This is a genomic window from Acutalibacter intestini, from assembly GCF_034334985.1.
GTDB classification, from domain to species: Bacteria; Bacillota; Clostridia; order Oscillospirales; family Acutalibacteraceae; genus Acutalibacter; species Acutalibacter intestini.
This window is the reverse complement of sequence record NZ_JAWXXL010000094.1, coordinates 1-1,590: the sequence shown is the minus strand read 5'-3', so window position 1 is coordinate 1,590 and position 1,590 is coordinate 1. Positions and strand designations below refer to the sequence as shown.

Genomic DNA, 1,590 nt, shown 5'->3' with positions numbered 1-1,590 from the left:
CAGGGAAGGCGGCTTGCTTTTTGCCATCTTGTTTCGTGCGTACACCATGCCCGCGTGATCGTACTGCATAATCACGTCGGACAAATCCGCGCCCGCAAGGGCGTTCCGGTCTACCACTTCAAAATATTGCACCCCGTCGTATTCATACAGCAAATACGGCGTGTCAAAGGTTGTGGCGAAGCCTTCAACGTAAAAATCCGTGTCAAACCTCTTCGCCGTCCCCGTCGCCGCCGTCGCCAGCGGTAACGCCATCTGCCGGTATTCCCGATCCTTCACTATCGGCACTTGTGGCCCCCTCCTTTCCAAGCTGTGAAATTTCTGTGTACTCTTTGCGGATATAGTATTTTTCGCCGCCCTCTACGTGCGCCATGTTCCAAATGTCCATAACGCCGTTTCGGTTCAGCAACCCGCGGTCAAAAAGCTGTGTGGAAATATTCAGCTTCGTTTGATTGCTTGCGTATTGAAGCCTGTTCGCCGTGAACGTGATTGCGTTGCCGTGGGCGATCTCCCGCGGCGTAAAGGTCATATTCGACATAACAAGTGAAAGTTGCAGGGCGAACGGCTCAATTTTACCTTCATAGTACGCGTTCCATTGGTCTTCGGTATACCTGTTTTGCAGGATTTCAAGACAAGTCCCGAAGTAGTTAAACACGTTTTCGTTGATCTGTTGCATTTGAAGGGCGTTCACCGTGAAGGGCTTGCTATCAACCTGTTTCACGTCTGCAAATTTCTGATCGTAGATAATCATGCCGCTTTGATTGTCCGCGGAAAGGTTGTCTTCTGTGAAGCGTTTGCGCTCCTTCGCTATGTCTTCCGGCGCAAGCATATTCGCAATTTTCGCCAGAAAGCGAATAGAAGCCGAATTCTTCACGCCGTTTATGATCCCCTGATTTTGTGTGTGGATCAACTGCATTGTGGGGCGCAAGGCCGCGTTTGTTTCCCCGAAAAAATCATCTGAATACTGAAATTGTGTCAGCACGCCCACGCGGTCAAACTCGATCGCCGCCCGCTGTCCGTTTGAGAACGTATAGCGCAAATATGGCACACCGCCCACGTCTAACACTTCGCAATTCTGCGGCAATAGGGGATAATACCCCACAAGGCCGCCGAATTCGTCTTCTATTGGCACAATGAAGGCGGTGTTGTTCACCGCAAGGATCGTCGCCATGCGATAAATAAACTTCGTTGTGTCCTGAAACGGGTTAGGCTTAAACTGCAACGTGCGTTCAAGGTGCTTCTTCGCGCTCCCCGATATTTCCGGCTTCAATTTACTGCAAAAGGACGCGAACGAATGAATAGCCGCCCGCGTGATCTCCATTTCGTAGACGCTTTCCGGCGCGTTTGTGAAAACGGGCGTGTACCCGTTCAGCATTTTGAAATAGCCTGTTGGCACAAGATCGCTTTTCGGCTTCCGGAAAATAGTTTCAAACACTCCCATTTGACAAATCACCCCGCATTTTTCAACATTACGCCGATTTCGTTATAGTATTTTTGCCGGACGGTCATTGCGTCGATCACGGACACAAAGCCGTCAATGCGCGCCCGCTGTTCGATTTTAACCGGACGGAACTTCCGCGTTTCCATGTTGTG

General features: G+C 50.4%; 1 protein-coding gene and 1 pseudogene. Both read right to left on the bottom strand.

Going from position 1 to position 1,590, the window contains the following annotated elements; translation table 11 throughout:
• A pseudogene (locus tag U8U68_RS21750) lies at positions 1-252 on the bottom strand (hypothetical protein); the annotation flags it as partial.
• Positions 203-1,438 carry a phage portal protein gene (locus U8U68_RS21745; protein ID WP_217958849.1) on the bottom strand — a complete coding sequence of 412 codons (1,236 nt, stop codon included), beginning with the start codon at positions 1,436-1,438 and terminating at the stop codon, positions 203-205. The pseudogene U8U68_RS21750 and the gene U8U68_RS21745, both read right to left, overlap by 50 nt.
• Positions 1,439-1,590 lie beyond the last annotated feature (152 nt).

Bases quoted from the DNA above. Each gene is read 5' to 3' on its own strand.
- U8U68_RS21745 (WP_217958849.1), bottom strand. From the start codon at position 1,438: ATGGGAGTGTTTGAAACTATTTTCCGGAAGCCGAAAAGCGATCTTGTG.